General features: G+C 70.6%; 23 protein-coding genes. 9 read left to right on the top strand and 14 right to left on the bottom strand.

Features of this window, described 5'->3' with window-relative positions:
• Nucleotides 1-105 precede the first annotated feature (105 nt).
• The gene (locus FVP77_RS09280) at nucleotides 106-1428 is read right to left on the bottom strand and encodes a bifunctional o-acetylhomoserine/o-acetylserine sulfhydrylase (protein WP_147894205.1); all 1323 of its coding nucleotides are present in this window, start codon (nucleotides 1426-1428) and stop codon (nucleotides 106-108) included.
• 142 nt (nucleotides 1429-1570) lie between these two features.
• Here FVP77_RS09280 and FVP77_RS09275 point away from each other — a divergent pair, with 142 nt between their 5' ends.
• Nucleotides 1571-2347 carry an SDR family oxidoreductase gene (locus tag FVP77_RS09275; RefSeq protein ID WP_187266864.1) on the top strand — a complete coding sequence of 259 codons (777 nt, stop codon included), beginning with the start codon at nucleotides 1571-1573 and terminating at the stop codon, nucleotides 2345-2347.
• Here the strand turns inward: FVP77_RS09275 and FVP77_RS09270 are convergent.
• The gene (locus FVP77_RS09270) at nucleotides 2344-3834 is read right to left on the bottom strand and encodes an MFS transporter (protein ID WP_187266863.1); all 1491 of its coding nucleotides are present in this window, start codon (nucleotides 3832-3834) and stop codon (nucleotides 2344-2346) included. The two genes, FVP77_RS09275 and FVP77_RS09270, sit on opposite strands and share 4 nt — an antisense overlap.
• 95 nt (nucleotides 3835-3929) lie before the next feature.
• On the opposite strand from FVP77_RS09270, the gene FVP77_RS09265 reads away from it, so the two are divergent.
• From FVP77_RS09265 to FVP77_RS09255, 3 genes are all read left to right on the top strand, one after another.
• A complete protein-coding gene (locus tag FVP77_RS09265) occupies nucleotides 3930-4415 on the top strand; it encodes a phosphoribosyltransferase (protein ID WP_147894517.1) in 486 nt (161 codons plus the stop codon).
• Nucleotides 4416-4419: 4 nt separating this feature from the next.
• Nucleotides 4420-5112, top strand: a complete 693-nt coding sequence (locus tag FVP77_RS09260) for a uracil-DNA glycosylase (RefSeq protein WP_187266862.1) — start codon at nucleotides 4420-4422, stop codon at nucleotides 5110-5112.
• 210 nt (nucleotides 5113-5322) lie between these two features.
• Nucleotides 5323-5931 (top strand): GNAT family N-acetyltransferase, encoded by a 609-nt coding sequence (locus tag FVP77_RS09255; protein WP_147894204.1) that lies wholly within the window; start codon nucleotides 5323-5325, stop codon nucleotides 5929-5931.
• Nucleotides 5932-5940: 9 nt separating this feature from the next.
• On the opposite strand, the gene FVP77_RS09250 is transcribed toward FVP77_RS09255, so the two are convergent.
• The 8 genes from FVP77_RS09250 to FVP77_RS09215 all read right to left on the bottom strand — a co-directional run bounded on the left by FVP77_RS09250 (nucleotide 5941) and on the right by FVP77_RS09215 (nucleotide 13396).
• On the bottom strand, nucleotides 5941-6240 hold the full coding sequence (locus FVP77_RS09250; protein WP_246134033.1) for a protealysin inhibitor emfourin: 300 nt from the start codon (nucleotides 6238-6240) through the stop codon (nucleotides 5941-5943).
• A gap of 10 nt (nucleotides 6241-6250) precedes the next feature.
• Nucleotides 6251-7315, bottom strand: coding sequence for a M4 family metallopeptidase (locus tag FVP77_RS09245; RefSeq protein WP_147894202.1), 1065 nt, complete (start codon nucleotides 7313-7315; stop codon nucleotides 6251-6253).
• 45 nt (nucleotides 7316-7360) lie between these two features.
• A complete protein-coding gene (locus FVP77_RS09240; protein WP_147894201.1) occupies nucleotides 7361-8155 on the bottom strand; it encodes an ABC transporter ATP-binding protein in 795 nt (264 codons plus the stop codon).
• On the bottom strand, nucleotides 8152-8940 hold the full coding sequence (locus FVP77_RS09235; protein WP_147894200.1) for an ATP-binding cassette domain-containing protein: 789 nt from the start codon (nucleotides 8938-8940) through the stop codon (nucleotides 8152-8154). Before FVP77_RS09235 ends, FVP77_RS09240 begins: the two co-directional genes overlap by 4 nt.
• Nucleotides 8937-9833, bottom strand: coding sequence for an ABC transporter permease (locus FVP77_RS09230; protein WP_147894199.1), 897 nt, complete (start codon nucleotides 9831-9833; stop codon nucleotides 8937-8939). Before FVP77_RS09230 ends, FVP77_RS09235 begins: the two co-directional genes overlap by 4 nt.
• Nucleotides 9830-10780: an ABC transporter permease gene (locus FVP77_RS09225; RefSeq protein WP_147894198.1), complete on the bottom strand. Its 951-nt coding sequence runs from the start codon at nucleotides 10778-10780 to the stop codon at nucleotides 9830-9832. Before FVP77_RS09225 ends, FVP77_RS09230 begins: the two co-directional genes overlap by 4 nt.
• A gap of 30 nt (nucleotides 10781-10810) precedes the next feature.
• Nucleotides 10811-12325, bottom strand: a complete 1515-nt coding sequence (locus tag FVP77_RS09220; RefSeq protein ID WP_147894197.1) for an ABC transporter substrate-binding protein — start codon at nucleotides 12323-12325, stop codon at nucleotides 10811-10813.
• Between the two features lie 150 nt (nucleotides 12326-12475).
• Nucleotides 12476-13396 carry an alpha/beta fold hydrolase gene (locus FVP77_RS09215; RefSeq protein ID WP_147894196.1) on the bottom strand — a complete coding sequence of 307 codons (921 nt, stop codon included), beginning with the start codon at nucleotides 13394-13396 and terminating at the stop codon, nucleotides 12476-12478.
• 49 nt (nucleotides 13397-13445) lie between these two features.
• Here FVP77_RS09215 and FVP77_RS09210 point away from each other — a divergent pair, with 49 nt between their 5' ends.
• Genes FVP77_RS09210 through FVP77_RS09200 form a run of 3 tightly spaced genes read left to right on the top strand, consistent with a single transcriptional unit; the run spans nucleotide 13446 to nucleotide 15156 of the window.
• On the top strand, nucleotides 13446-13919 hold the full coding sequence (locus tag FVP77_RS09210) for a carboxymuconolactone decarboxylase family protein (RefSeq protein ID WP_147894195.1): 474 nt from the start codon (nucleotides 13446-13448) through the stop codon (nucleotides 13917-13919).
• Nucleotides 13916-14647, top strand: a complete 732-nt coding sequence (locus FVP77_RS09205; RefSeq protein ID WP_147894194.1) for a tyrosine-protein phosphatase — start codon at nucleotides 13916-13918, stop codon at nucleotides 14645-14647. Before FVP77_RS09210 ends, FVP77_RS09205 begins: the two co-directional genes overlap by 4 nt.
• A gap of 38 nt (nucleotides 14648-14685) precedes the next feature.
• Complete coding sequence (locus tag FVP77_RS09200) at nucleotides 14686-15156, top strand: SIP domain-containing protein (protein WP_147894193.1); 471 nt, start codon at nucleotides 14686-14688, stop codon at nucleotides 15154-15156.
• Between the two features lie 101 nt (nucleotides 15157-15257).
• Here the strand turns inward: FVP77_RS09200 and FVP77_RS09195 are convergent, their stop codons facing one another.
• From FVP77_RS09195 to FVP77_RS09185, 3 genes are all read right to left on the bottom strand, one after another.
• Nucleotides 15258-15713, bottom strand: coding sequence for a Fe-S oxidoreductase (locus FVP77_RS09195; protein ID WP_147894192.1), 456 nt, complete (start codon nucleotides 15711-15713; stop codon nucleotides 15258-15260).
• On the bottom strand, nucleotides 15710-16525 hold the full coding sequence (locus FVP77_RS09190; RefSeq protein ID WP_147894191.1) for an arginase family protein: 816 nt from the start codon (nucleotides 16523-16525) through the stop codon (nucleotides 15710-15712). Before FVP77_RS09190 ends, FVP77_RS09195 begins: the two co-directional genes overlap by 4 nt.
• Before the next feature lie 92 nt (nucleotides 16526-16617).
• Entirely contained in the window at nucleotides 16618-18090 is a 1473-nt protein-coding gene (locus tag FVP77_RS09185) for a sugar porter family MFS transporter (protein WP_147894190.1), read from the bottom strand.
• Between the two features lie 67 nt (nucleotides 18091-18157).
• Here FVP77_RS09185 and rsmA point away from each other — a divergent pair, with 67 nt between their 5' ends.
• The gene (rsmA, locus tag FVP77_RS09180) at nucleotides 18158-19006 is read left to right on the top strand and encodes a 16S rRNA (adenine(1518)-N(6)/adenine(1519)-N(6))-dimethyltransferase RsmA (protein WP_147894189.1); all 849 of its coding nucleotides are present in this window, start codon (nucleotides 18158-18160) and stop codon (nucleotides 19004-19006) included.
• Nucleotides 19007-19110: 104 nt separating this feature from the next.
• Nucleotides 19111-20040 (top strand): phosphodiesterase, encoded by a 930-nt coding sequence (locus tag FVP77_RS09175; protein WP_147894188.1) that lies wholly within the window; start codon nucleotides 19111-19113, stop codon nucleotides 20038-20040.
• Here FVP77_RS09175 and FVP77_RS09170 read toward each other — a convergent pair.
• Nucleotides 19994-21589: a stealth conserved region 3 domain-containing protein gene (locus tag FVP77_RS09170; protein WP_147894187.1), complete on the bottom strand. Its 1596-nt coding sequence runs from the start codon at nucleotides 21587-21589 to the stop codon at nucleotides 19994-19996. The two genes, FVP77_RS09175 and FVP77_RS09170, sit on opposite strands and share 47 nt — an antisense overlap.
• Between the last annotated feature and the right edge of the window lie 29 nt (nucleotides 21590-21618).

The raw sequence follows: 21618 nt of genomic DNA, 5'->3' as shown, positions 1-21618 counted from the left end.
CGCGACGGCACCGATGGGCAGCACGAGCGCGGGCTGCCGATCGTCCGGGAGGAAAGACGGATGCCCCGGCGCCTGCGGGGCGCCGGGGCATCCGGATGCTGCGGGTCAGACGCGCGCGGCATCCACGCTGCGGCGCGCCGCAGCGAGGGCCTGCGAGAGGTCGGCCTTGAGGTCGTCGATGTTCTCGAGTCCGAGCGACAGCCGCACGAGGCCCGGCGTGACGCCGGTGGTGAGCTGCTGCTCGGGCGTGAGCTGCGAGTGCGTGGTCGAGGCGGGGTGGATCACCAGGGAGCGCACGTCGCCGATGTTCGCGAGGTGGCTGAACAGCGTCAGGGAGTTCACGAACTCCCGGCCCGCGTCGACGCCTCCCTTGAGTTCGAACGACAGCACCGCGCCGACACCCTTCGGGGCGTAAGTGTTGGCGGCGGCGTACCAGGGGGAGGTGGGAAGGCCCGAGTAGTTGACCGTGGCGACGTCGGGCTGGCCCTCGAGCCACTCGGCGATCTCCTGGGCGTTCTGCACGTGACGCTCGATGCGCAGCGACAGCGTCTCGATGCCTTGGATGAGCAGCCACGCGCTCTGCGGCGAGATCGCCGCACCGAGGTCGCGCAGCAGCTGCACGCGGGCCTTGATGACGTAGGCGAGACCGTCACCGACCGCCGCGGTGTAGCTCGCGCCGTGGTACGAGGGGTCGGGCTCGGTGAGGCCGGGGAAGCGCTCGACGTTGTCCGACCACTTGAACGAGCCGCCGTCGACGATGACGCCGCCGATGACCGTGCCGTGGCCGCCGAGGAACTTCGTCGCGGAGTGCACGACGATGTCGGCGCCGTGCTCGAACGGGCGGATGAGGTAGGGGGTCGCGATCGTGTTGTCGACGATCAGCGGCACGCCCGCAGCGTGCGCGACGTCGGCGACCGTACGGATGTCGAGCACGTTGATCTTGGGGTTGCCGATGGTCTCGGCGAAGAACAGCTTCGTGTTCGGGCGCACCGCGGCGCGCCATTCCTCGGCGTCGTCCTGGTTCTCCACGAACGTCACGTCGATGCCGAGCTTCTTCAGCGTGTACTTGAAGAGGTTGTAGGTGCCGCCGTAGATCGACGACGACGACACGATGTGGTCGCCGGCCTCGGCGATGTTCAGCACGGCGAAGGTCTCGGCCGCCTGGCCGCTGGCGACCAGGAGCGCACCCGTGCCGCCCTCCAGAGCCGCCACGCGCTCCTCCACGACCGCCTGGGTCGGGTTCTGGATGCGCGTGTAGATGTTGCCGAACTCGGCCAGCGAGAAGAGGTTCGCGGCGTGGTCGGCGTTGTCGAAGACGTAGGAGGTCGTCTGGTAGATCGGAGTGGCCCGCGCCTTTGTCACTGGGTCGGGCTGGGCGCCCGAGTGGATCTGCTTGGTCTCGAATCGCCAGTTCTCGGGTGCGGACATGATCGGGCTCCTGCAGTCGGATTCGGTCAGGCGGGTGCGGTGACCTGCTGCGAGACTACGGACGCCGCATCGGAGGGGCCACCGCTGCGGACACGCGGCGTAACAGCCGTCGGGGGAGCCGGGCGCGGGTAGCGTTGCTCTAATGACGCGACGTGTTGTGGTGACGGGTGCAAGTTCCGGAATCGGTGAGGCGACGGCTCGGATGCTGCGCTCCCGGGGATGGGACGTGGTGGGGGTAGCCCGGCGGGCCGAGCGTCTTGAGGCGCTCGAGGCCGAGACCGGCATCGTGGCCTACGCGGCCGACCTCACGCGCGGCGAGGACATCGACGCCCTCGCCGGATGGCTCGCCGAGACCGGACCGGTGCATGCGCTGGTGCAGGTGGCGGGCGGCGCCCGGGGGACCGACCTCGTCGAGCACGGCGACCCGGCGGACTGGCAGTGGATGTTCGAGGCCAACGTCGTCTCGACCCAGCGGCTCGTCGCCGCCCTGCTTCCGCTGCTGCGCGACGCCGCAGCATCCGACGGGCACGCCGACACGGTCTTCGTGACCTCCACCGCCGCGCAGACCGCCTATCCGGGCGGTGCGGGCTACAACGCGGCGAAGGCCGCGGAAGCGATGCTCGTGCACGCACTGCGGCTCGAGCTGAACGGCGAGCCGCTGCGCGTCATCGAGATCGCGCCGGGCATGGTCGCCACCGAGGAGTTCTCGCTCAATCGTCTGCGCGGCGACCAGAACGCCGCCGACCGCGTCTACGAGGACGTCGAGAACCCGCTCACCGGCGAGGACGTCGCCGATGTGATCGCCTACGCGCTCGAGGCGCCGGGTCACGTCAACCTCGATCTGGTCACGCTGCGTCCGGTCGCGCAGTCCGCGCAGCACGCGCTCGCCCGCGGACCGCTGCGCGTGCGTCAGGACTAGATCACCCGCGTCTGCCCGGCGGCCGTGTCCGCAGCGTCGGCGTCGCTGAACGCGACCTTCGGGACGAAGAAGAGAAGCGCCGCGGCGAGGAATCCGCCGACCGCGCAGACGGTCCAGACGGTCATGTAGCCGACGAGCGGCGCGGCGGTGCTCGCGACCGCGGCTCCGACGCCCGCCGCGAGCACCACGCCGAAGACGGCGGAGGCGAACGTGCCGCCGATCGTCTTGGTGGTGTTCGTCAGCGCGGACGCGATGCCGGTCTGGCCGCGCGGCGCGGCAGCCGCGGCAGCGGCGGGCAGAGCCGCCACGAGCGCCCCCGAGCCGATGCCCGCGACCGACAGGTTCGCCAGCACCTGCCACAGCTCGACGTGGAAGGGGACGAAGAGCGCGTAGCCGATGCCGACGAGCGCCGAGGCGCCGATGAGGATGAGGCGGGGGTTGCCCCGGCGCGAGAACACCGCGAAGAGGACGGCACCGACGATGAGCGACACGAGGTAGACGCCGATCACGTTGGAGCGGTCGGTGGCGTCGAGTCCGAGGCCGTATCCGAGCGACGAATCGGTGCCGGCGTACGTGGCGAGAGGGCCCTGCGCGCCGAGCAGGCTGATGCCGACGAGGAACGCGGTCGCCTGCACCGGCCACATCTCGGGACGCGCGAGCACGCGGATGTCGACGGCCGGATCGCTCTGACGCAGCTCGTACCAGACGAAGGCGGCCAGTGCTGCAAGGCCGGCGACCAGCAGGGCGATGACCACGCCCGCACCCGGCCCGTCGGGCACCCGGAGGAACGACAGTGCTCCGGTGATGAGCAGCAGCGCGAAAGCCAGGAGCACGAAACCACCGATGTCCAGGCGCCGCCCGGGCACCGGTTCGGACTCGGGCACACCCAGCCAGATCACCACGCAGACGAGCGTGACCGCCACCGCCGGCACCATGAGCGTCAGCTGCAGGTTCTCGCTCGTCGCCGCGAAGAGGCGCCCGGCGGCGAGGGCGCCGAGGATCGCGCCGGCCTGAAGGCCCACGACGAGCAGACCGGCCGCGCGTCGCGTCTGCGATACGCCCCGAGCCTGACGGCGCCCGCGCTCGAACACGAGGGCGATCTCGAGAGGGAGCCACACCACGTAGAAGCCCTGCAGCGCCCACGCGATGAGGAACGTCGTGAACGAATCGGCGAAGACGAGCCACCAGCTCGCGCCGGCCGTGAGGATCGCCGACGCGAGCAGCACCTTCTTGTGCCCGTACATGTCGCCGAGCTTGGCGAGGATCGGCAGCACGAGTGCCGAGAGCAGCAGCTGCGCCGCCTCGAACCAGTTGACGTCGGCGTCGGTCACCCCGAGATGCACCACGATGTCGCTGAGCAGGGGCACGTAGTAGCCCTGCAGGATGCCGCTGGTGATCTCGACGACGACGAACCAGCCGATGAGCCCGGCGGTGATGCCGAACGAGGACCCGCGCAGGCGTTCAGCGGCGGACGAGGCGCGTGACATGGGGCGAGAGTACACCGGGCACCGGGCGGGATACGGGCACGGCGGGCCGGATGCCTAGGCTGGAGCGAACCGTCCCCGAGGAGGACCCCATGGCCATGAGTGATGAGCGCGAGACACTGACGTGGGACGGGTTCGGCGCCGCGTCCCGAGACCTGGCCCGCGAGATCCTCGCCGACGGATTCGTTCCCGAGGTCGTGGTGGCGATCGCCCGCGGCGGTCTGCTGCCGGCGGGATCCATCGCATACGGGCTGGGGGTCAAGAACTGCGGAGCGCTGAACGTCGAGTTCTACACCGGCATCGGAACCGTGCTCGACGCCCCCGAGGTGCTGCGCCCGGCACTCGACACCGAGTATCTCGGCGGCCGCAAAGTGCTGCTCGTCGACGACGTCGCCGACAGCGGCCGGACGCTCGCCCTCGCGGTGAAGATGTTGCGCGAGCGCGGTGCCGACATGCGCTCGGTCGTCATCTACACGAAGCCGACGACGATCATCCAGCCCGACTACTCCTGGAAGGAGACGTCGCTGTGGATCGACTTCCCGTGGTCGGCGCAGGGGACGGTCATCGAAGAGGACGAGGCCTGACCCCGTGGCGATGACGCTGCCCGAGCTGTCGGCGGCCGGCCTCCTCGACGACGGGTGGGCCGCCGCGCTCGAACCCGTCGCCGACGACATCGCCGCGCTCGGCGACCGGCTCCGAGGCGAGGTGGCCGCGGGTCGCTCCTACCTGCCCGCGGGCGAGAACGTGCTGCGCGCCTTCGCAAGGCCGCGTGCCGACGTGAAGGTGCTGATCGTCGGGCAGGACCCGTATCCGACACCGGGCAACCCCATCGGGCTCTCGTTCGCCGTCGACCGGCACGTCCGCCCCATCCCTCGGAGCCTGTCGAACATCTACGCGGAGCTCGAGTCCGATCTCGGCATCCCGCCCGCGCCGCACGGCGACCTCTCGGCGTGGAGCGACCAGGGAGTCATGCTGCTCAACCGCGTGCTGACCGTCGCCCCCGGCGATGCGGGTTCGCACCGGGGCTGGGGATGGGAGAAGGTGACCGAGCTCGCGATCCGCAGCCTCGTGGAGCGCGATGCGCCGCTGGTGGCGATCCTGTGGGGGAAGGATGCGGCGAACCTCCGTCCTCTGCTCGGGGATACGCCGATCGTCGCCTCCGCCCATCCCTCCCCGCTGTCGGCGCGGCGCGGGTTCTTCGGATCGAAGCCCTTCTCGACGGCGAACGCGCTGCTCGAGCGGCAGGGAGCGACGCCGGTGGACTGGCGCCTGCCCGCCTGAACTGCCGCGACGTCTCGGGTGTTGCGGCACCGCCGGGACGGGATGCTGCGGGCGGAGCGTCGTGCTCGGCGGAGACGCTGGCATCGGGACTGGCGGGAGACGACGGCCGCAGGCCGACGTCTCGGGCATGCGTCACCGCCGAGCACGACGCGCAGCCCGCTAGGCCGAGCGAGGCCGGGCGAAGCCGTAAGACAGCATAAAATGACGGTCATGCTGGAAGACGAATACGACAAGAGCCGTCGGCGTCTTCCCTGGCATCTGCGCCGCGCGCCCGAGCCGGAACGCCCCTTCACCTACGAGATCCGGCCGGTGCGCGAGAGCGACATCCCCGACATCCGCGAGATCTACAACTACTACGTGACGAACTCGATGGTCACGTTCGACGAGAAGCGCTGGACCCTCGCGCAGTGGCGTGAGAAGTACGCCTACCTCCAGAAGCTCGGCATGCCGTTCCTGGTCGCGCAGTCGCCGTCGGGCCAGATCCTCGGATACGCGCTGCTGCAGCCGTGGAAGAGCAAGTCCGCCTATCGCTACACGGTCGAGAACTCGATCTACCTCGGGCAGGCGGCCGCGGGCAAGGGGCTCGGGCGTGCGCTGATGGAGGCCGTCATCGCCGCCGCGCAGGAAGCCGGGATCCGCGAGATCGTTGCGGCCATCAGCGACCGGGGAGCCGAGGCGTCGATCGCCCTGCACCAGAAGCTCGGGTTCGTCGAGGTCGGCCGGATGGGCCGGGTCGGTTTCAAGTTCGGTCGATGGCTGGGCGTGGTCTACCTGCAGCTGAGCGTGCCGAAGGTGAAGAAGAAGCGCCTCTTCGGCTGACGCGAGACCTCAGCGCGCGCGATCGGGGCGACGGGGGCGGGACTCGGCGCGCACCTCGTCGACGAGCGTGCGCCATGGCCCGGCGAGGTGGCCATCGCCGATGCGTGCCTCGCGCACAGGGGAGTCGTCTCGGCGCGCGCGGATGCTCCACTGGTACCGATCGGCCCCGGGCTCCGCGGCAGGCGGGTCGTCCCACGGGCACCCGTCGATCAGCGCGGTCCACCGATCGACCGCGTCGGGCGCCGGCTCTGCCCGCCACTCCCGCCGCAGCCCGGCGATCCCGCCGGATCGCACGACGGTGACGACCACTCTCGTCGGCTCAGTCGCTCGCTGCATCCTCGATGACGCCGACCCCGGTCCACCCGGCCCGGACGGCGGCGACCTCCTCCGACTCCTCACCGTACTCCGCCGTCGCCGTCGCGATCGTCGCTCGTGCGAACTCGGAGAAGTCGGCGGTCGACGACAGCGCGCCGCCCGTGAGAGTGCGGTACCACACCAGTCCCGCGCGCTCCCAGGCGCGCCCGCCGAGAGCGGTCGCCGTGAGATAGAACGCCTTGTTCGGGATGCCCGAGTTGATGTGCACCCCGCCGTTGTCGTCGGTCGTCTCGACGTAGTCGCGCATGTGGCCGGGCTGCGGGTCTCTGCCGAGCACGTCGTCGTCGTAGGCCGTGCCGGGCTCTTTCAGCGAACGCAGGGCGTCACCCTGCACCTCGTCGCTGAAGATGCCCTGGCCGACGAGCCAGGTCGCCCTGTCGGCGGTCTGACCGAGATGGTGCTGCTCGGCCAGCACGCCGAACACGTCGGACAGCGATTCGTTGATCGCCCCCGACTGCCCCTGGTACTCCAGGCCGCCCTCCGCCTCGGTCACCCCGTGCGCGAGCTCGTGCGCGATGACGCTCAACGACCGTGTGAAGCCGGTGAACACCTCGCCGTCGCCGTCGCCGAAGACCATGCGCTCGCCGTTCCAGAACGCGTTGTCGTAGTCCTCGCCGAAGTGCACCGTCGCCAGCAGGGCGCCGCCGCTGGCGTCGATCCCGTCTCTCGAGAAAGCGTCCCAGAAGAAGTCGAAGGTGGCGCCGAGGCCGTCGAAGGCTTCGTCGGCTGCCGCGTCGCCGGTGGCCGGATCGTCTTCGGACCGCACGATCGCTCCCGGAAGCCGCTCGGTGTTGCCGGCATCGAACACGACGCGGTCAGGACCCGGGGCGGCCTCGGCGACCAGGGTTCCGGATTCGTCGATCGACAGTCGCAGACGCGCGCGCACGGGACGGTCGGGACGCCCGACCGCGAGGGTCGCCCGTGCGGCTGCCGCAGCGCGGGCGAAGCGGGGATGATCGGTTTCGGCGAGCCGATCGAGCAAGAACGGGGGGATGATCGCGGGGGACATGTCCGAACACTAACCGTCGGTTCCGACACCTCGGTTTCGCGAAGATTACGGCTGGGGGAGCGTCGGGATCGCGTCGAGCAGCGACCGCGTGTACGCGGAGGTCGGATGCTGCAGCACCGATTCGGTGCGTCCTCGCTCGACGATGCGTGCATCCTTCATCACGACGACCTCGTCGCACAGGTTCTGCACGACGCCGAGGTCGTGGGAGACCAGCAGGAGGGTGAGCCCCGCGTCGGCGCGCAGCTCGGCGAGGAGCCGCAGGATCTGAGCGCGCACGGTGACGTCGAGCGCCGACAGCGGCTCGTCGCCGACGAGCAGGGTCGGCCGGTGCACGATGGCCCGGGCGATGGCGATGCGCTGACGCTGACCGCCGGAGAACTCGTGGGGGAAGCGGTCGGCCATGCCCGCTTCGAGGCCGACCTGCTCGAGCACCTCGCGGACGCGAGCACGTCTGTCGCCCGCGACGTCCAGCGCCCACAGCGGCTCGCCGACGATCCGCCCGACGCTCATGCGCGGATCGAGCGAGGCGTAGGGGTCCTGGAAGACGATGCCCGTCTGTCGTCGCAGCCAGTGGAGCGACCGCGCGCTCTGCCGGGCGTCCACCTCACGGCCGTCCAGTTCGACCGTTCCGTCGGTGGGGGTGTCGAGGGCCAGGAGCAGCCGCACGAGAGTGGACTTGCCCGACCCCGATTCACCGATGACGCCGACGGCCGATCCCGCCGTCACGTCGAGGTCGACCGCGTCGAGAGCCGTCGTGACGACCCGCGGCGCGAACAGGGTGCGACGCGGTGCCGTGTAGCGGCGCGTGAGTCCGCGAGCGCGCAGCAGGATCTCGCTCATGACCGGCCCTCCGGGCGCCAGAGCGTCGCACGCGCGTCGCGGACGAGGCCGCGGGTGACGGGTGACGCCGGCGCCTCGAGCAGCTGCGACACCTCACCCGCTTCGACGACGCGCCCGTGCTCGAGGACCACCGCTGTCGTGGCGACCTGCGCGAGTACCGCCAGGTCGTGCGTGATGAACACGAGCGACATGCCCGCATCGCGGACGAGGTCTGCGAGGAGGGAGAGGATGCCCGCCTGGATCGTCACGTCGAGAGCCGTGGTGGGTTCGTCGGCGATGAGCAGCCGCGGCCGGCAGGCCAGGGCCATGGCGATCGCGACGCGCTGGCGCTGGCCGCCCGAGAGCTGGTGCGGGTAGCGGGTCACGATCGTCGCGGGGTCGGGGAGGGCAACTCTCTCCGCTTCGTCGATCGCCCGCCGCCGGGCGTCGGCGCGGGAGAGCCCTTCGTGGATGCGGAGCGACTCGCCGATCTGCCGGCCCACCGTGCGGATGGGATTGAGCGCGGTCTGCGGTTCCTGGAACACGACGCCGATCTCATCGCCTCGGAGCCGGGCCAGTTCGCGGTCGGGGAGCCCCAGGATCTCGCGACCGTCCCAGCGGATGCTCCCGGCAGCCGTCGCCCCGTCGGGCAGGAGCCCGAGGATCGCGAGCGCGGTCAGCGACTTTCCCGACCCCGACTCCCCGATCAGCCCGAGGCGACCGCCGTCGGGAACGTCGAACGACACTCCGTCGACAGCCCGACGGCCGCCGATCTCGACCGTGAGGTCGCGCACCTCGAGAGTCACGAGACCACCTCCGGGACGTGCACGCGGGATGCGGCGGTGCGCCGCGACAGCGTCGGATCGGTGGCCTCGCGCAGCCCGTCGCCGAGGAGGTTGAGGCCGAGCACGGTCACGGTGATCGCAAGTCCCGGCCACACCACGGTCAACGGGTAGACCGACACGTACCGCTGCAGCTGCTCGAGCAGCACGCCCCACGACGGCTCGGTGAGCGGTGCGCCGAACCCGAGGTACGACAGCCCGGCCTCGGCGAGGACGGCGACCGCCATCGCCCACGACAGCTGCACGATGAAGACGGGCGCCACGTTCGGGAGCAGGTGCCGCCAGAGGTTCTGCGCCGGGGAGAGGCCGCTGGCGCGACCGGCCAGTACGAACTCGCTGTGGAGCACCCGGCGCAGCTCCGCGCGCGTGACGCGGGCGATGTTGACCCCGAACCCGATGCCGACGGCCCAGATCACCACACCGAGGGAGCCGCCCCAGACGGCGGTGATCATCATCGCGATGATCAGCACGGGGAAGGCGACGAGGATGTCGATCAGCACGGCCACCGTCTCGCGCACCCATCGGGTCGTCAGGGCGCCCAGCGCGGCCAACGCGATGCCCAGCAGGGTCGCGACGACGCCCGCCCCGATGGAGACCATCAGCGTGGTGCGCGCGCCGGCCATCAGCAGGCTCAGGATGTCGCGCCCGGTGTCGTCGGTGCCGAGCAGGTGCGGCCAACCGGGAGACGACCAACGGGCGGCGATGTCGACCTGCTGCGGAGGGAAGGGGGTCCAGAAGACGGCGACGATCGCCGTGGCGACGACCACGGCCACGACGACGAGGCCGAATCGCCCGGTGCCGAGCGCCCAGAGGCGGCCGAGCCAGGCACGGCGCGCGGCGGGTCTCGTCGTGCTCATACCGCCTCCCGCTGTCGAGGGTCGATCAGCCGCTGCACGAGATCGACGACGAACCCGATGACGAGCACGAAGCCGGTCAGCGCGAGCAGCTCGCTCTGCACTTTCGGGAGGTCCCGCTGACCGACGTCGGTGACCAGCATCCGTCCGATGCCCGGAAGGGAGAACAGCTGCTCGATGATGACGGCGCCGACCACGATTCCGGCGACCTGCAGACCGAGGACGGTGATGACCGACAGCGCGACGTTGGGGAGCCCGTGGCGTATGAGTGCCCGGGTGCGGGTGAGTCCTTTCGCGGCGGCCGTGCGCACGTAGTCCTGGTCGATCGCCTGCAGCGTGGCGCTGCGGACGAAGCGCATCAGCATCGCCCCCTCCACCACGCCGATCGTGAGAGCCGGGAGGATCAGCGAACGGATCGCCGCGTCGGGGTCGGCCCAGCCGTTGCGGGGGAAGCCCTGCGCGGGCAGCCAGCCGAGCCAGACCGCGAACACCACGACGAGCATGAGGCCCGCCCAGACCACGGGCACGGCCGCGAGGGACTGCGCCGCCACGCTCAGCGCGGTGCCGTCTGCACGGCCGCGGCGCAGCGCCGCGGCGACGCCGAGCGGGATGCTGAAGGCCAGGGCGATCAGCAGCGACAGCACGCCCAGCGGCACGGTGACCTGCGCCTTCGACGCGAGTTCGTCGGCGACCGGGGCGCCGGTCAGCAACGAGGTGCCGAGGTCGCCGCGGAGGAGTCCGCCGATCCAGTCGGTGTACTGCGTCGCGAGCGGGCGGTCGAGTCCCAGGCCCTCGCGGATGGCTGCGACCTGTTCGGGCGACGACGTGGTACCGCCGATCACCGCCGCGACGTCGCCGGGGAGAACGCGGAGCGTCAGGAAGATGAGCACGCTGGCGACGAGGAGGCCTGCCAGGAGCAGGACCATCCTCGTCACCGCGTAGCGCATCACTGCGACGACACCGTCAGTTCTTCGGCGACATCACTCGGACGAGACCGTGACGCCGGCCAACGGAAGCCGCACGTTCAACGAGTTCTTCGGGAAGTCGGCGACCTGCGTGCTCACCGCAGCCAGCGGGGTGGCCACGAAGAGCCAGTCGGCCGCGTCGTCCTCCGACACGATCCGCGCGGCCTCGGCGAGGAGGGTGTCGGCCTCTTCCTCGTCCACCGATGCGACGGCCTCGGCGTAGAGCGACTGCACCTCGGGGTTGTCGTACCCGAAGTAGTAGTCGGGATCGGTCCAGTTCGAGAAGTCGCGGGCCTCGACGTGACGGACGAAGCTGAGTTCGTAGTCCTTGTTCGTGTAGACGTCCTGCAGCCAGACGGAGAACTCGACCGATTCGACCGTGAGCGTCACACCGATGTCGTTGAACGCCGACACGAGGTAGGTCGGAATGGTCGCGTCGTAGATGTTCGGGATCGTGAGCGTCAGTTCGAGATCCTCCTGGCCGGCCTCCGTCAGGAGTTCCTTCGCGCGCTCGGGGTCGAACGGGACGAGGTCGGACAGGTCCTCGTAGCCCGGGTCGAGCTCGGGGATCGGGCCGTAGAGCGGCGAGCCGACGCCGCCGATGGCCTCGACGAGTCCGTCGTGATCGATCGCGAGGCGGAGCGCTTCGCGCACCTTCGGGTCGTTCAGCGGGGGAGCGGCGTTGTTGAACGCCAGCGTGCCCTTGTCGGTGGTCTGCCCGGTCTCGATCGTGAAGAGGCCGCTGTCCTCGATCTGGGAGCGGAACTCGGGGTCGAGCTCGAGGGTGACGTCGACCTCGTCCGCGAGGGCGGCGTTGGCCGCGGCCGTGCGGTCGGGGATGTAGTCGATGACGACCTCGGCGACGCCCGCCTGCTCGCCCCAGTAGGCGTCCGCCCGGTCGAGGGTCAGGCTCTGCCCCTGCGCCCACTGGGAGACGGTGAAGGGGCCGGTGCCGTTCGCCTTGGTCTGCAGGTCGGTGGTGTCACCGGCTCGGACGACGAGACCGGCACGCCCGGTGAGGGAGAAGAGGAAGTCGCTGTTCGGCTCGGCGAGCGTCACCACGACGGTCGCGGCGTCGGGGGAGGTGATCGAGGTCACGCCCGCGAGGGCGGAGTTGCCCTGGACGGTCGGGTCGTCCTTCGCCGTGGTGAGCGAGGTGACGACGTCGTCGGCGGTGAGGGCGCTGCCGTCGTGGAAGGTCACGCCGTCCTGCAGGGTGAACGTGTAGGTCAGTCCGTCGTCGGAGACCTCGTAGGCGCTCGCGAGCTTCGGGACGACGTTATTGTCCTGATCGCGGGAGACGATCCCCTCGTAGACGTTGTCGATGAGCGCCTGGTCGAGGGCCGCACCGGAGGTGTGGCGGATGTCGAGGTTCGACGGCTCGAGCGTCGCGGCGATCGTGAGGGTCGCGTCGGGGTCGGGGGCGCCGACAGATGTCGGTGCCGGGGACGGCGAGCTGGAGCAGCCCGCGAGGATCAGGGCCCCCGTGACGAAGAGGGCGGCGGTGGCGAGGGTGGCGCGGCGGGGCATGTGCGGGCGGGTCCTTTCCCCAGGAGGCGGCGTCATCGATGCTGTCGGACGCCGCGGGCAGGCGATCTCGGTGTGCCTACCAGCCTAGGGTTCCGCGCGGGTGCGTGAGGCGACCGTGACGCGGAACGTCACAGGCCGGTGCGCAGCGACTCAGAGCAGGCCGGCGATCGCCCGTGCCAGCTCGACCGGTGCGTCCTCCTGGACGTTGTGCCCGGAGTCGAAGGTGACGACGCTCGCCAGGGGCAGGCGACGCGCGAACTCCGCGGCATCCGCCTCGGTGACGTATCCCCGCTCGCCGCGGATGAGCGTGATCGGGCACCGTACGGCGGCGAGGTCGTCCCAGCCCGCGCCCGACAGCAGCGCCGTCACGGCGTCGTCGCGCGCCGGAGCGCTTCCGGTGTCGTTCGCGGCGGCTGCGGCGAGGTGAGCGAAATGGTGCTTCCATTCGACCCGCCCGTCGGCGCGCACGCGGGAGTTGAGGAACACGCCTCGCGCTGCCTTCTCGCGCGAGCCGCCGCCCAGGCCGAAGGCGAGTGCACGGTCGACGAGCTCGTCGCGCGACGCCCAGTCGGTCGGGCCGGCGAAGAAGGCGCGCACCTGAGTAGGGCCGGCGTCGGGGTCGACCCCCGGGGTGATGTCGACGATGAGAAGACGCGAGACGGCGTCGGGGGCGGATGCGGCGACCGGGGCCGCCGTGAGGCCTCCGAGCGATTGACCGACCAGGAGCTGCGGGGCGTCCGTCCAGGCCGACAGGGCGGCGACGACGTCGGCCGCGAGGTTGCGCGGCGTGTATGCCGCGTCATCGCGCCACGATGAATCGCCGTGACCGGCCAGGTCGATCGCCAGTGCGGGGCGGCCGAGCGCCAGGACCGTCGTGTCCCACGTGTGCGCGTTGAGCCCCGCGCCGTGGAGGAAGGTGACCTCGGGGGCGGAGTCGCCGTAGCGCAGTGCGCTGAGCGTCCGACCGTCCGGGAGGGTGAGGCTGAGACGCTCGCCCCGGGGGATCGGTACGGTCAACCCGGCGTCGGCGGCCTGGTCGGACAGGAACGAGAACTCGTCGAAGTCGGTCACGCGGCTATTCTGCCCGGACACCCGCGCGCTGCGCGCCTAGGCTGGTCGCATGACGGAAGAAGCGCGTGTCCACCTGTCGCGATCGGCTCCCGACGCCTATCGCGCGCTGGAGGCGTTCTCGAAGACCGTCGGCTCGGTGGCGTCGGACTCGGGCATCGAGCCGCGTCTGCGCGAGCTGGTGCAGATCCACGCGTCGCAGCTCAACGGGTGCTCTTTCTGCGTACGCGTCCACGTCGACCGCGCCGTCGCGGCGGGCGTCACGGTCGACGAGATCGCACAGGTCGCCGTGTGGCGCGATTCCGGGGTCTTCTCCGACCGCGAGCGTGCCGCCCTCGAACTGGCCGAGGCGTTCACGTTCATCTCCGAGGACGGCATCCCCGACGAGGTCTACGACCACGTCGGAGGCATCCTGAGCGAGAAGGAGTACGTCGGGCTGAGCTGGATCCTCGTGGCGATCAACGCCTTCAACCGCGTCGCGATCGCCGGTCGTTACGCCGTGCCGGCGCGCGAGGCCCGGGCATGAGCGACGTGCCCCCGACGCTCGTCTCGGGCGTGATGAACTTCCGCGACGTCGGAGGTCTGCCGGCCGAGGGCGGCCTCACCCGCAGCGGAGTGCTCTACCGGTCGGGGAACCTCGCCGACGTCGACGCCGCGGGGGCTGAATCGCTGCGCGGTCTCGGACTGCGACGCATCCTCGATCTGCGCGACGACGAAGAAGTGACGCGCTCGCCGAGCCGGGTCGACGGACTCGACCTCACGACCCAGCGCGTGCCGCTCTTCCTCGGCTCGGTCGCCTCCTTCTTCCGCAACGACCCGAGCCTGGGCGAGTTGTACGACAGCCTCATCGAGGACTCGGCCGACCGCGTGGTCGAGGTGGTGCGCAGCGTCCTCGTGGACCAGCCCGTGCTCGTCCACTGCACGGTCGGCAAGGATCGCACCGGGGTGACCGTCGCCCTCACCCTCGCCGCCGCCGGTGTCGACCTCGACGCCGTGGTCGACGACTACGCCCGCACCGAGACCCTGCTGCCCGCGTCGCGCAACACGCAGGTCGTCGCCCGTCTGCGGGCGATGCATCCGGAAGCCCGCCATCTCGAGGAGCTCGCGACCCGGTCGCCGGCACCCGTCATGCGCGACCTGCTAACCCGGCTCGAGCGCGAGTACGGGTCTCCGAGCGACTACCTGCGGGCCCAGGGGCTCGGCGACGACGAGATCGCCGAACTGCGCCGCATCCTGATCGTTCGCCCGGCATAAGGTGAGGCAACCCTTCCCTCGCGTATAGTGGGAGGGTCATGATCACCCAGAACGAGCACAACGAGACCGTCTGCCGGTCGTCGCGTCACACGCGCGTGCAGCACCTCATCACGGCCGACGAGTCGTCGCTGGTCGACCTCGAGACGCTCCTGGTGACGCTGCCGATCTGCTCGACGGGCCGCGTGTTCATCGAGGTGCCCGACGAGTCGTGGATCGGTCCCCTCCGGGCCCCCGCCCGCATGACGGTCACCTGGCTCGACCGCTCGCGCCGTGCCGGCGCACCGGGCACCGCCCGTTCGTGCGCTCCCGGCGAGGCGCTGACGCGCGCCGTCACGGGATGGGCCGGCGAGATGCTCTGCGAGGCCGAGGCCGCCGCCCACACGCGGGTCTTCCTGCTCGGCGGATACCTGGGCACGGCCGACATCGTCGACGAGCTGACCTCGGCCTACGACGTCGATGCCGCGTCGATCCACACTCCCGAGCGCTTCGGGCTCGCCACCGCTCGCTGACGCCCCGCGCGTCGCAAGCTGAGACCCGTCATTCGGCTGAGACGCACCGCCCGGCGTGGTGTGTCAGCCGAATCGGGGGTATCACCGCCGACGGGTGCGCGTCAGGCGTCGCGGGGCACGTAATTGCCGTCGACCAGACCGGCCTCGATCTCGAAGCGGTTGCGCAGCGGATCGCGCCCGGCGAGGGCGTAGAGGAACGGCATCAGCATGCCGTAGCGCCGCCACTGCCGCTGGTGCACGGCCTCGTGGCGCAGCATCGCGGGGGTCACCCGCGCGGAACCGGTGAGGAAGCACCCGCCCACGCAGACGCCGCCCCGCCCGAACGTCCAGGCGGGCATCCCGCGGAACACCAGCAGATCGCCGTGGCGTTCGACGCGACCCGTGCTCCAGATCGTCCCCCAGATCCACCCCGTGGCGGTGCCGTAGAGATAGCCCAGTCGGCTGACGGGGGAGTCGAGCAGGAACGACGGGATCCACCGATCGAGCCGGCGACCGCGCTGAACGGCGCGCTGAGCGCGCTGCTCCCAGCCGTCGGGCGGACGGGGGACCGGGCTCACGCGAGCGCTCCGACGATGCGCAGGATCGTACCGAGATCGTCGACGGCGGCGTCCGGAGAGGACGGCGAGAACTCGGTGAGGGATGCCCCGGCGAGGGGCAGCCGCGCCCGCAACGCTCGGATCGAGCCCACGAGGTCGGCGGTGCTCACACCGAACGGCTCCGCGAGCCCGACGCCGGTGATCTCCGCGGGGTCCAGCACGTCGAGGTCGACGTGGATGTACACGCGGGCGGCGCCGGTGGCTTCGACCGCGTCGGCGAGGGCCTCGTGGTTCGACAGATCGGAGGGCGCCAGCATCCGGATCTCCGATCCCGCGACGTACAGCTCCTCCTCGAGGTCGAGCGACCGCGCGCCGGCGAGCACGACCCGGGAGGGCGTGATGACGCCCGCCTGGACGGTCATCCCGTCGGGGCCGTCGCCCAGGATGCTGCGGAGGACCATTCCGTGGAAGGCGCCCGACGCCGACGTCTCGGGGTTGTGCGCGTCGGCGTGCGCGTCGAGCCAGACCACGGCGAGGTCTTCGCCCGCGACGGCGGCGACCGCTCCGAGGGCGACCCCGCAGTCTCCGCCGACGACGACCACCGTCTCGTCGGTGCCGCCGATCGCCTCCTCGACCTGGGCGCGGACCCGGTGCAGGGCGCTCAGTCGGTGCACGCCCGTGCCGAGCGCATCGCCCGCTTCGAGCGGGATGTCGAGCCGTGTCGTGGCGCTGCGCGGCAGATCGCCGGCGATGGCGTCCGCCCCGTCGACGAGCTGCATCGCGCGCGACGACGACGAACCCTGCCACTGGGGAACCACGACGAACCTGGTCATGCGTCCATCCTGCCTGTGCCGGGCTCGGTCGGGCCGCTCTTCAGCGACGGAACCTCGGCACGATGTCCATCCTGCCGCAGGTGGTGCGAGGTTCAGCGCTTCGCGGCGGCGGCCTTCTTCTTCGCGGTGCTGTCGGTGAAGAGCGTCTCGGACTGCTCGAGCGCCATCCCCTTCGTCTCGGGGATCTTGATCGCCACGTAGACGAACGACAGCGCGGCGAACAGCGCGTACATCCCGTACGTCACGGGCAGCGACCACTCGGACATCACGGGGAACGACACCGTGATGAGGAAGTTGGCGACCCACTGGGCGGCCGCGGCGACGCCGAGCGCCTTGCCGCGGATGCGGCTGGGGAAGATCTCGCCGAGGAGCACCCAGACCAGCGGGCCCCAGGAGGCGCCGAAGCCGACCACGAAGAGGTTCGCCGCGACCAGGGCGATCGGACCCCACGCGCCCGGCAGGCTCACGGCTCCGTCGACGGTCTCGGCGAAGGCGAAGGCGAGGGCCATCGTGCCGAGCGAGACGGCCATCAGGGTGGACCCGGTCAGCAGGATGGGCTTCCTGCCCACCCGATCGACGAGGAAGATCGCGACGAGGGTGACGACGACGTTCGTCACCGAGGTGATCACACTGATCAGCAGCGAATCGCTCTCCTGGAATCCGACCGCCTGCCAGAGGGTCGTGGAGTAGTAGAAGATCACGTTGATGCCGACGAACTGCTGGAACACCGACAGGATGATGCCGGTCCAGACGATGCCCTGCAGGCCCAGCACGGGGCCGCGCAGCGACGCGTTCGCGTTCTTGCGGTCGGTCTCGATGGCCTGGGAGATCTCGTTGACCGACTTCTCGAGGTCGGCGGGCGGCACGAGCCGGGCGAAGATCGCGCGGGCCTCGTCGGCGCGGTTCTTGGTCAGGAGGTACCGGGGCGACTCGGGCATCACGAACGCGAGGGCGCCGTATACGGCCGCGGGGACGACGCCGATGAGGAACATCCAGCGCCAGGCCGCCAGACCCCACCACAGCTGCTCCGACGCGCCTCCCGCGGACGTGGCGAGCACGGCGTCGCTCAGCAGCGCGGCGAAGATGCCGAGGGTGATCGCCAGCTGCTGCAGGGAGGCGAGCGCCCCGCGGATCTGTCGTGGCGCGATCTCGGCGATGTAGGCCGGGGCGACCACCGACGCGATGCCGATGCCGATGCCGCCGATGACGCGCCAGAGGATCAGGTCGGGCACGCTGAAGGTGAGCGCCGATCCGACCGAGGAGACGAGGAACATGATCGCGCCGAGCTTCATCACGCGCAGGCGGCCCCACCGGTCGGAGAGGTTCCCGGCGATGATGGCGCCGAGCGCGCAGCCGAGCAGCGCGATGGCGACCACGAACCCCTTGAGGAACTCGCCCAGGGCGAAGTTCTCCTGGATCGAGTCGACCGCACCGTTGATCACCGAGGAGTCGAACCCGAAGAGGAACCCGCCGACGGCGGCCGCGATCGAGAGGGCGGCTGCGCGTCGACCGAACGGGCTCTTCATCGAGAACGCGTTCGCGGGAATGGTGCCGGTTGATGTCATGGCCGTCACCGTACTCCTCGCCGTGGGACAAGACGAAGGCTTGCGCGCGAGGTCGTAGGGTAAAAGGATGCCTGTAACCCTGCTCGGGGCGACCGAGATCCGTCGGCTGGCGGCGGAACTCGATGTCACGCCGACGAAGAAGCTCGGGCAGAACTTCGTCGTCGACGCGAACAGCGTCCGCCGGATCGTGCAGGTCGCCGGCGTCACCGCGAGCGACCGCGTCGTCGAGATCGGTCCGGGGCTCGGTTCGCTCACCCTCGCCATCCTCGAGACCGGCGCGACGGTGACGGCGGTCGAGATCGACCACCGCCTCGCCGCCCGTCTCGCCGAGACGGCCGCCGCGCACGGCGTGCCCTCCGGCGCGTTGACCGTCGTCGATGCCGACGCTCTGAGGGTGACCGAGCTGCCGGGCGATCCCGAGGTGCTGGTGGCCAACCTGCCCTACAACGTGTCGGTGCCCGTCCTCCTGCACTTCCTCGAGACGTTCCCGGCCCTGCAGCGCGGGGTCGTCATGGTGCAGGCCGAGGTGGGGGAGCGGATGGCCGCGGGGCCCGGCTCCAAGATCTACGGCGCGCCCAGCGTGAAGGCCGCCTGGTACGGGTCGTGGCGACTCGCCGGCAACGTCTCCCGGCAGGTGTTCTGGCCGGTGCCCAACGTGGACTCCGTGCTCGTCGCCTTCATCCTCGACTCCGAGCCGCGTGGCACGGAGGAGGAACGCCGACGCACCTTCGCGATCGTGGATGCGGCGTTCCAGCAGCGACGCAAGATGCTGCGGCAGGCCCTCGCGGGCGTCGTCGGCACGACGGCCGCCGAAGCATCCGCCCTGCTCCAGAGCGCCGGCGTCGCACCGACGGCTCGCGGTGAGGAGCTCGGCGTCGAGGACTACCTCCGCATCGCCCGCATCAGCGTTTCATGACGTGTCCACCGGACGTTCACGAAACATGTCTGTAACATTTCCCTCGTTCTGCCACGATGATCGCCCGGCAGCCGGAACTCCGGCTCCACGGCACGAGGAGACACATGCGGTATGCGGAGTACCCCAAACCCGAGCGGGTACTGCTCCACCTGAGTGACACCCACCTGCGCGCGCACGGCGCCCCGCTGTACGACAGCGTCGATTCCGAGGCCTACCTCACCCGTGCGCTCGCCGCGATCTCCGCCTCGGGCGTGCAGCCCGACGCGCTGATCTTCACCGGCGATCTCGCCGATCACGGCGAGGACGACGCCTACGACCGGATCGCCGCCCTGGTCGAGCCGCTCGCCGCGTCGCTCGACGCGCGCGTCATCTGGGTCATGGGCAACCACGACGATCGCGCGGCCTTCCGCGCGCGCCTCCTGCCGGGCGACGCCGCCGGCGACGCGCCCGTAGACCGGGTCGACGAACTCGACGGCCTGCGCGTGATCACGCTCGACACCACCGTTCCGGGCCACCATCACGGCGAGGTGACCGACGCCCAGCTGCGCTGGCTCGCCGACGAGCTGTCGACCCCCGCGCCCCTGGGCACGATCCTCGCCCTGCACCACCCGCCCGTTCCGAGCGTGCTCGAGCTCGCGGCGTCCGTCGAGCTGCGCGAGCAGCGGCGCCTCGCCGATGTGCTGCGCGGCAGCGATGTGCGCGCGATCATCGGCGGCCACCTGCACTACTCGACGTTCGCGACGTTCGCGGGCATCCCGGTGTCGGTCGCCTCGGCCACCTGTTACACGCAGGACCTCACCGTGCCGGTCGGGGGAACGCGGCCCCACGACGGCGCACAGGGCTTCAACCTCATCCACGTCTACGACGACACGGTGGTGCACTCGGTCGTCCCGCTCGACACCGCGGCCCCGCTGCAGTTCGTGGATGCCGCGGAGTCGCTCGCGCGGCTGCGTGCCGCGGGCATCGAGACGCCCGCGGCTCGCGCGCTCACACCATCGTCGCCGCCGACGGCTCCGATGACGGCGATCCGCTGAGTTCGGCGGAGACCGCTTCGGCGCGCTCCCACGGTGCGCGCACCGGGAAGTAGCGCTCGAGGCACGAACGCAGCGCCTTGACCCGCATCTCTTCGGGGATCTCCGGCTCGCTGCCGTCGTTGAGGCAGAACATGTCGGTGTCGCGCCGCTCGATCAGACGCTCCATCCTGCGCAGCGAATCGAGCTTCGTGGTCTGGATGTAGCGCACCCGCGGCTCGGTCGTCACGACCGCCCGTCCGGTGAACAGCGAGTAGTAGTGGTACAGGCTGTTCGTCACCGAGACGTCGGTGGCCGAGCGGAATCGGCTGCCCGCGGTGCGCGCGTAGTCGTCGGCGAAGGTGCGCTCGAGTTCGGCGGCGATCGAGCGGCGCATCGGGACGGCGCTGTGCTCGAGGTCGTGGGTGATCACGCGCCCGAAGCGCTCCCGGAGCAGCGCCCGGTTCACGCGCAGCGCGTTGTCGTGGCCCGAGCGCTCCGGCGCGGACGCGCCGCCGCCGATGCGGATGCCGCTCTCGACGAATCGGCTGACGCCCGATCCGCTGAAGAACAGCTCGGGTGAGACGGGGCGACCGAAGAACATGTCGTCGTTGCTGTAGAGGAAGTGCTCGGCGAGACCCTCGATGCGGTGCAGCTGCGCCTCGACCGCATGCGAGTTGTGGGTGGGAAGAGTCGACGGGTCGGCGAAGAACTCCTCGCTGCGCACGATCGTCACGTTCGGGTGGTCGTCGAGCCACGCCGGTCGCGGAGAGTCGGTCGCGATGAAGATCCGTCGGACCCACGGTGCGTACATGTGCACGCTGCGCAGGGCGTAGCGGAGCTCGTCGATCTGGCGGTACCGCGCGGGTGCGTCGTCGCCGTCGCCGACCACGTACCCCTGCATGCGGGCGGCGCGCTGGCGCTGGAACTCCGAGTCGGTGCCGTCCACCCATGAGAAGACCATGTCGACGTCTTCGGTGAACTCGTTCGCGTGGGGCTCGAACATGCCCTCCACCGTGCGCCACCGTCGACCGTGGCGTTCTACCTCGACGAAGGACAGGTCGGACGCGGCCATCACGCGCCGGGTGAGGGCGTTCGGGCGCGGGGCCTCGACCAGCGTGTCGCCGAAGCGCCAGAACTCGAGGTGCGGCGCCAGGGCGGAACCGTAGCGGAACGCGCCGTCGACCGAGGTGCGGGGTCGGAACACGGCCATCGCCGAGACGGCGTCGGTCGCGAGCGTCGCGGTGTGCACGGGCGTGGGGTCTTCGCCCGACGTCTTGAAGTAGAGCGGTTCGTCCGCTGCGGCCAGGCGCAGGGCGGAGAGCGCGGCCGCAGCATCCGCCAGATCCACGACGATCTTCGGGCGGCGGTTCGTGTCGCGCACGAGGATGATGTCGATCGACGCCGACTCGAGCGCCGCGGCGATGTAGAGCAGGTCGGCGTCGCGCGCCTCGGCCGGAGCGGTGTCGTCTCCGACGAGGTGCAGGATGCCGTCGGAGAGACGGACGTCGTCCCGCGAGAGGATGCGGCGAAGCGGATCGGTCTCAGCCGGCAGCGGTGTGATTCGGGGCAACGAGGCTCCTTGAAGGGCAGGTGTGCGGC

It is taken from the genome of Microbacterium hatanonis (assembly GCF_008017415.1).
Classification (GTDB): Bacteria; Actinomycetota; Actinomycetes; order Actinomycetales; family Microbacteriaceae; genus Microbacterium; species Microbacterium hatanonis.
This window is presented reverse-complemented; position numbering and strand designations above follow the sequence as displayed.

Bases quoted from the DNA above. Each gene is read 5' to 3' on its own strand.
- FVP77_RS09280 (WP_147894205.1), bottom strand. From the start codon at position 1,428: ATGTCCGCACCCGAGAACTGGCGATTCGAGACCAAGCAGATCCACTCG.
- FVP77_RS09275 (WP_187266864.1), top strand. From the start codon at position 1,571: ATGACGCGACGTGTTGTGGTGACGGGTGCAAGTTCCGGAATCGGTGAG.
- FVP77_RS09270 (WP_187266863.1), bottom strand. From the start codon at position 3,834: ATGTCACGCGCCTCGTCCGCCGCTGAACGCCTGCGCGGGTCCTCGTTC.
- FVP77_RS09265 (WP_147894517.1), top strand. From the start codon at position 3,930: ATGAGTGATGAGCGCGAGACACTGACGTGGGACGGGTTCGGCGCCGCG.
- FVP77_RS09255 (WP_147894204.1), top strand. From the start codon at position 5,323: ATGCTGGAAGACGAATACGACAAGAGCCGTCGGCGTCTTCCCTGGCAT.
- FVP77_RS09245 (WP_147894202.1), bottom strand. From the start codon at position 7,315: ATGTCCCCCGCGATCATCCCCCCGTTCTTGCTCGATCGGCTCGCCGAA.
- FVP77_RS09240 (WP_147894201.1), bottom strand. From the start codon at position 8,155: ATGAGCGAGATCCTGCTGCGCGCTCGCGGACTCACGCGCCGCTACACG.
- FVP77_RS09230 (WP_147894199.1), bottom strand. From the start codon at position 9,833: ATGAGCACGACGAGACCCGCCGCGCGCCGTGCCTGGCTCGGCCGCCTC.
- FVP77_RS09220 (WP_147894197.1), bottom strand. From the start codon at position 12,325: ATGCCCCGCCGCGCCACCCTCGCCACCGCCGCCCTCTTCGTCACGGGG.
- FVP77_RS09210 (WP_147894195.1), top strand. From the start codon at position 13,446: ATGACGGAAGAAGCGCGTGTCCACCTGTCGCGATCGGCTCCCGACGCC.
- FVP77_RS09205 (WP_147894194.1), top strand. From the start codon at position 13,916: ATGAGCGACGTGCCCCCGACGCTCGTCTCGGGCGTGATGAACTTCCGC.
- FVP77_RS09200 (WP_147894193.1), top strand. From the start codon at position 14,686: ATGATCACCCAGAACGAGCACAACGAGACCGTCTGCCGGTCGTCGCGT.
- FVP77_RS09190 (WP_147894191.1), bottom strand. From the start codon at position 16,525: ATGACCAGGTTCGTCGTGGTTCCCCAGTGGCAGGGTTCGTCGTCGTCG.
- FVP77_RS09185 (WP_147894190.1), bottom strand. From the start codon at position 18,090: ATGACATCAACCGGCACCATTCCCGCGAACGCGTTCTCGATGAAGAGC.
- rsmA (WP_147894189.1), top strand. From the start codon at position 18,158: ATGCCTGTAACCCTGCTCGGGGCGACCGAGATCCGTCGGCTGGCGGCG.
- FVP77_RS09175 (WP_147894188.1), top strand. From the start codon at position 19,111: ATGCGGTATGCGGAGTACCCCAAACCCGAGCGGGTACTGCTCCACCTG.